This window comes from Eudoraea sp. (assembly GCF_049665975.1).
GTDB lineage: Bacteria > Bacteroidota > Bacteroidia > Flavobacteriales > Flavobacteriaceae > Eudoraea.
Window position 1 is genome coordinate 1 of sequence record NZ_JBATGR010000241.1, and the last position, 6,732, is coordinate 6,732.

A 6,732-nucleotide genomic window follows, 5' to 3' on the forward strand; every position below is an offset into this window, starting at 1 on the left:
CAACCCTATTTAATAATGGGACCAGATCATTGTCAAGCGCCCTTTTATCCCCGTTATAATTTGCATAAACATGTTCAAAAACAAATTCGCTACTAATAGGGTATGAATTGAGTTGTTGTTTCCTTTGTAAATCTATATAGCTTACATTACCTGTAACTTGTGCAGATTTAAGTTGGGTAAACTGATAGAAATTACAACTTACTGTTCTGAATCTGTCAACCTTTATTTCATTACCCAGACTGTCTTTTACTACTCTACCATCTGCATCAAGGAGTACTTCAACCCCGTCTTTAATTTGCTTTTCCTTAATAATCTGCTTTTCCTGGATTTGTTCAGGAGAGATATTAATGGCTCTGAAGGCTACTTGCATTTCGTAATCATAGTTGACTTCAATTAAAGGATTGGTATGATACTGGGTCCATTGGTCGTTTAATCCGTAAGTGTTAAAATTCAATAGTTCTTCTTCCAGTCGGGCAGGTACAATTTGCTCTGTATCGTTAACCATGTTTACTTTAACATAGTCTAACCCTTTGATATAGGCCTCGTCCATTTTTTCTCTGCTATCTGCAAATCCGGGACTTAATTCATTAAGATATTCAAAATCCCTATAGGCATTTCTATAGTCCTCTTTGTATTTCGCATTCTGCAACAGCTCTGAAGCACTATTGTATAAATAGTCAGATAAATTGTCCTTTGCTACAAGTATATCATTATCGTAATTGGTAAAAGAAAATCTTGCATTCCTATCTTCCTCATAAACTTGTAGGGGCAATAGAGGTCTAATTTGATTCTGAATATTTTTTAAGCGACTATATCCATTAAATATAGTGTTGTAATTGGCAGGGTTACCTTCTTTCTTTAAAAATGCAATATTTTCCAATTCCCTTTGCGTATATTTTTTGAATGCTTCTTCAAGAAGCAACACATAGGGTTGGTTACCTTTTTTAGTTTTATTATCGGCCAAATTTCTTATTGCCTTATTTATGGCAGCGGAATAATTGCCCGTATTTATGGCTTCCTGAGTTTTTTTAACACCTCCACATGCTATTAGAAGAACCAAAATTGTGGTATAGAGTATCGTTTTTTTCATGATAATATGTTTAAAGGTTTTAACAGCAGTTTTCAATAGCTGTGCCAAAACACATATAGTTCATAACGAAAAACGATATTATATCGTATAAATTCGATAAAATGTTAATTTCATGTATAGATTTTATAGATTACTTTGGAGAGGAGGAAGCAATTTTGTCTCTACCGTTCCAAACCCTATACGCACACCATCCTTTTCACAAAACCCTTTTAAAGTTACAGTGTCGAAATCTTGAATTGAGGTCCTTTTTTCCCCATTCTGAAGGCTAACAGGCTTTGTACCCTGCCAGGCCAATTCCAGCATTGAGCCATAAGATTCGGGGGTTGTACCAGAAATTGTACCACTTCCCATAAGATCGCCACTAAGTATCTTGCAACCATTTGAGGTATGATGCGTTAATTGTTGCGCCATTGTCCAGTACATATACTTAAAATTCGATTTCGTAATCGTTGAAGGATCTCCTCCCTCCGGGGTTATTGAAGCTTCTAAATGAATATCAAAACTATTTTTTCCTTGCTGTTGAAGATAGGGTAGGGGTTTGGGGTCCTGTTTTGGACTTTCAACCCTAAATGGTTCAAGAGCTTCCAGGGTAACAATCCAGGGAGAAACAGAAGAGGCAAAATTCTTTGCCATAAATGGCCCAAGTGGCACATATTCCCATTTTTGGATATCCCTGGCGCTCCAATCGTTTAGTAAAACAAGTCCAAAAATATACTTTTCTGCCTCCTCAATGGGGATAGATTCCCCTAATTTATTAGCATCTGTTGTTATAAAGGCCATTTCCAATTCAAAGTCAACCATTTTAGAAGGACCAAACTCCGGTTTGCTGGCTCCTTTGGGTAATGTTTGTCCCATTGGTCTTCGAATATTATTTCCACTGGCAATTATAGTGGAACTTCTGCCGTGATACCCAATTGGAATATGTAACCAATTTGGTAACAAAGCATTTTCCGGGTCGCGGAACATACTACCTATATTGGTGGCATGCTCTTTACTCGAATAAAAATCTGTGTAGTCTCCAATTTGCACAGGCAGTTGCATTTCTATCTCATCCATGGTGAATAAAACTATGTTGCGGTGTTCCTGATTTTTTTCTAAGATAGGGTTAGTAATGTCAAAAATTTCACTAATCCTATTTCGCACTAAACGCCAGGTTTTATGGCCATCTGAAATAAAATCGTTTAATGTATCCTGAAGGAATATATCATCCGTAAGTGGAATTCCATTAAAATAGCCCAGTTGATGAAGTGCTCCAAGATCAATGGCATAATCCCCTATTCTCGTGCCAATTGTAATGACATCATCTCGTGTTAGAAAAACACCAAATGGAATATTCTGTATTGGAAAATCAGAATTAGCGGCCACGGGTAGCCAGGTTTTTTTGGATGGATCATTTGTTTTTAAGGACATGGTATAATTGTTAATTTTTGTTTGATAAATTCCTGATCAAATATATTATTTTCTTCTAATTTACGTCTATCTATTTGTACTTTTACGCCTCATTTAATATAAGGATAATTTTATGCAACGCGACCATCAAATATTTGAGTTAATTGCCGAGGAAAAACAGCGGCAATTAAATGGGATAGAACTTATTGCTTCCGAAAATTTCACAAGTCCACAAGTTATGGAAGCTGCCGGATCCGTTTTAACCAACAAGTACGCTGAAGGCTATCCCGGTAAGCGCTATTACGGAGGGTGTGAGGTAGTTGATAAGGTGGAACAACTGGCCATAGACAGAGCAAAAGAATTGTTTGGTGCGGAATACGCAAATGTCCAGCCGCATTCCGGATCGCAAGCGAATGCCGCGGTATACCAGGCATGTTTAAAACCAGGGGATACAATTTTAGGCTTTGATCTTTCACATGGAGGACATCTTACTCATGGTTCTCCTGTTAACTTTTCCGGAAAGCTTTATCGTCCGGTATTTTACGGTGTAGATGAAGAAACCGGTGTAATAAATTACGATAAAATTGAGGAAATAGCCAAAAAGGAACGTCCGAAGTTGATTATCGCGGGGGCTTCTGCTTATTCCCGGGATATGGATTTTAAAAGATTTCGGGAAATTGCTGATAGTGTAGATGCTCTTTTATTAGCAGATATTGCTCATCCTGCAGGTCTAATAGCTAAAGGAATATTAAATGATCCCATACCACATTGTCATTTTGTTACCACCACAACTCATAAAACCCTTAGAGGTCCGAGGGGAGGGTTAATTTTAATGGGGCAGGATTTTGAAAACCCCTTTGGAATTAGGCTGAAAAATGGAAATTTAAGAAAAATGTCTGCTTTGATTAATCTAGCCGTTTTTCCTGGAAATCAGGGAGGACCGTTAGAGCATATTATTGCGGCAAAGGCAATTGCTTTTGGTGAAGCCCTTTCAGATGAATTTTTGCATTATATGTTGCAGGTTAAGAAGAATGCGGCGGCCATGGCTGCTGCATTTGTGGCAAAAGATTACAAGATAATTTCTGGCGGTACAGATAATCATATGATGCTAATAGATCTTCGCAATAAAAATATTACCGGAAAAGACGCCGAAGCCATTCTGGTTAAAGCAGATATCACTGCCAATAAAAATATGGTTCCATTTGATGATAAATCACCCTTTATTACTTCAGGAATTAGATTTGGAACTGCTGCAATAACTACCAGAGGTCTTAAAGAAGCCGATATGGCGACTATTGTGGATTTAATAGATGAAGTTATTACGCATGCGGAGGAAGAGGAAGTAGTTGAAGGCGTAAAAGTAAAGGTTAATGAATTAATGAAAAACCTGCCATTATTTAACTGAAGATTAGTATAAGCCGCTTAATGGAAAACCAATAGCCCTAATTATTGGATTTCCATTTTTTTCAATGATTTAACATAAACAAATCACCAAAAATGATTGATTTATTCTTTAAATCATAGATTACAGCATCTTTTTCTGACTCGAAATAGAGTCCCCAATATTTAAAATAGTCTCTCTTCTTATTATTACCGGTTCTAATATTCTTTAATTTGGTGTCATTTTCAATGCGGTCTTCCTCAAAGACCGGAATATATATTTCATAGGGTGTTTCAGTAAGTTTTTTGGTTAAATAGACATAGTTTTCGGCAATAGTTTGTAGAATCTGCCGAAGTTGTTCTTCAATACTATTTTCAAATATATTCTTAATAATAATAGAGGAATCTTTTGAAAAAATAGATAGTTCTTCAATATCTATTCTCCTGCTATTCAATTTATTCAAGTTTTTCAATGCCCTGGAAAAAGGGGAACTTTTAGACCAGCTATTCTGTGCCGAGTACATTCTGCCCCAGGTACCTTTTTGTAAATGTGAAAGTATTTCAACCAGTTTAAAATTGCAGTCCATTTCAATAACCAAATTTTCCCTGGCATTATCTGAAGAACAATTTCTTATGGATACATTGGAAAAATAATCTTTTTCTAAACTCTTTTTAAATTCAACTAACCCCTTTATTTTAGGGTTGTCGTCAAGCTTAAGTCTAAGATTATCTCTAAAATTATCCTGTTTGTTTGGCATGATATTAGAAAACAATATGGTTTATATCAAAATTAATTTTAAAAATTAACAGTTGACTATATAAAAACCATAGAATAAATAAGGTTTCACCGCAATTTTATAATTATTAAAAAATGTCAATGAAGAGAACGGGTGTGTATTATTCAGAGAAAAAATGTGAAATTAGATGAAACCCCGGTTTCTGGATTCAGTAATTAATGCCTGATCATTCTGTTTTTCAACACCAAAAACAGCTTTAAGGTGTCTTTTTCTGTTTTCAATACTTGGAAGTGATAAGGATACGTGGTTAACCATATCTTTCGTTTTGGTGCCTACAGACAAATAGTGAAGAATTTTTTTGTCTTTCTCATCCAGGACTATATCGTCATTGGCCATTTTTCTGCGTATAGCAGCCAGAGCTTTCTGAGTATAATAAGGGGGATTGTTCATTACAGTAAGCACCATGGCCTGCAATGACTTTTGATCTATTTCCGTTTTTACCATATACCCTTCCGGATCAACAGTCTTAAGAATACTATTTATTCTGTAATTATCGCTAAATGAAGACATAAATACAATTTTGGTCTTTGGAATAACCTTCCGCGCATAAATCCCGATATCTTCACCTGTTTTCGCAGGGCCTTCAATAGCTTGTGACAATTGTATATCCAATAAAAGGATATCATACGAAAATGAATTAACCGAATTTTCTATTTTTTCAATAGCACCAACATAGCTTTTAGCTGTATCTACAAATACTTTGAAATTCTCAAATTCTGAGTCTTCCAGGATAAATTTATAACCCATTGTGGTCATTTCATGATCGTCTACTGCTAAAATCCGAATCGTTTTCATGGTGATGTTTTTTCAGCTATTTTATACTTTTCATTTCCGTTAATCCGACTTTCATTTTCAGCTAATCTGTAAGGTACTTTCACGGTTACCACTGTTCCCTTTCCGGGTTTACTCTTAATGCTCCATTCACCGTTTAATTTATGAACCCGGGAAGTAATATTTTTGTGGCCAATACCTTTTTTCTTTTTCTTATTATCAAAGCCCCGCCCGTTATCCTTTAGAGAAACTTTGAGCATATGATCTGTCGAGTCTAATTTGAGATTAACTTTATTTGCAAATGCATGTTTTATACAATTCTGAAGACTCTCCTGAATAATCCTGTAAAGGTTAATTTTGATATTGCCGCTTAAGGCATCCCAATCAAGACCTTCATCATAGTCTAAATCATAATCAATATTCGCTACTTCGCAAATACCCTTTAGTAAATCTTCGAGGGATATTATAAAGTTATGGAATTTTTGATAAGAAGCATCATTTAATTCATGAGAAATTGTCCGGATCTCCTCCTGCACACCCTGTAGTTTCCCAATTGCCTCTCCCCGCATACTTATGGCGTTCTCATCTACTTTTTTGTTTAAACCCAACAACATCATGCGAATACCATTCATCTGACCTAATATGCCATCATGCAGTTCTTCTGAAATTCGTTTTTGTTCAGACTGTTTTCCCTCCTCCATTTTTTGGTTCTGGGCGAGCATGAGGTTAAATATTTCCTGGTTGGCCTCTTGCTGCTGCTGCTGGAATCGCAAATTTCGGTTTTTTGAACGTTGAGAAATAATGACAACTATGGATATAGCCAGAAGTAAAAGCCCTAATGCAATTCCGATCCATAATTGCCGTTGCCTGGCTAAAAGCTGGTTTTCTGCTATAAACTCATCGGTTTCAAAACGAATCCGGGCAAACTTATTTCGGTTCTTACGATCTTCTTCCTGGAGACTGTCATTTAAAACCAAATATTCCTTCAGATAGGCAGGTGCATTTTCCGGGTCTAATAAAGGGTATAGCTTTAAAGTTTCGAGGATTAGTTGATTGTCATTATTTTGTTTGGCCAATTCCAGAGCATCCTGAGCATTTGCCATTGCTCGTGTTGTATCTCTTTTAGCCAAAAAATACTCTGCCAGATGGTAATGGCTCATCGCAATCTTATCGACAGCATTTTCCTGAATGTTAATTTCCAGGGCCTCTTTTAAATTCGTTTCGGAAATTTTTAGCTGACCAATTTTAAATTGACTGTAGCCTAAATTATCAAGTGCAATAGCATATGTGGTTGGGTATATATAT

The 6,732-nt window shown here is 36.1% G+C and carries 6 protein-coding genes; 1 reads left to right on the plus strand and 5 read right to left on the minus strand.

Going from position 1 to position 6,732, the window contains the following annotated elements:
- Together WBN20_RS08850 and fahA are read right to left on the minus strand one after the other, a co-directional pair.
- The coding region (locus tag WBN20_RS08850; protein WP_424281426.1) for a hypothetical protein at positions 1-1,090 on the minus strand (1,090 nt) is incomplete at its 3' end.
- Positions 1,091-1,213: 123 nt separating this feature from the next.
- Complete coding sequence (gene fahA / locus WBN20_RS08855) at positions 1,214-2,500, minus strand: fumarylacetoacetase (RefSeq protein ID WP_424272602.1); 1,287 nt, start codon at positions 2,498-2,500, stop codon at positions 1,214-1,216.
- 112 nt (positions 2,501-2,612) lie between these two features.
- On the opposite strand from fahA, the gene glyA reads away from it, so the two are divergent.
- Entirely contained in the window at positions 2,613-3,884 is a 1,272-nt protein-coding gene (gene glyA / locus WBN20_RS08860; RefSeq protein WP_424272601.1) for a serine hydroxymethyltransferase, read from the plus strand.
- Between the two features lie 61 nt (positions 3,885-3,945).
- Here the strand turns inward: glyA and WBN20_RS08865 are convergent, their stop codons facing one another.
- From WBN20_RS08865 to WBN20_RS08875, 3 genes are all read right to left on the minus strand, one after another.
- Complete coding sequence (locus WBN20_RS08865) at positions 3,946-4,617, minus strand: hypothetical protein (protein WP_424281427.1); 672 nt, start codon at positions 4,615-4,617, stop codon at positions 3,946-3,948.
- A gap of 162 nt (positions 4,618-4,779) precedes the next feature.
- A complete protein-coding gene (locus tag WBN20_RS08870; RefSeq protein ID WP_424281428.1) occupies positions 4,780-5,451 on the minus strand; it encodes a histidine kinase in 672 nt (223 codons plus the stop codon).
- On the minus strand, positions 5,448-6,732 hold a 1,285-nt coding region (locus WBN20_RS08875; protein ID WP_424281429.1), incomplete at its 5' end, for an ATP-binding protein. The genes WBN20_RS08870 and WBN20_RS08875, both read right to left, overlap by 4 nt.

Coding starts and splice junctions, on each gene's coding strand:
- WBN20_RS08870 (WP_424281428.1), bottom strand. CDS start 5,451: ATGAAAACGATTCGGATTTTAGCAGTAGACGATCATGAAATGACCACA.
- WBN20_RS08865 (WP_424281427.1), bottom strand. CDS start 4,617: ATGCCAAACAAACAGGATAATTTTAGAGATAATCTTAGACTTAAGCTT.
- fahA (WP_424272602.1), bottom strand. CDS start 2,500: ATGTCCTTAAAAACAAATGATCCATCCAAAAAAACCTGGCTACCCGTG.
- glyA (WP_424272601.1), top strand. CDS start 2,613: ATGCAACGCGACCATCAAATATTTGAGTTAATTGCCGAGGAAAAACAG.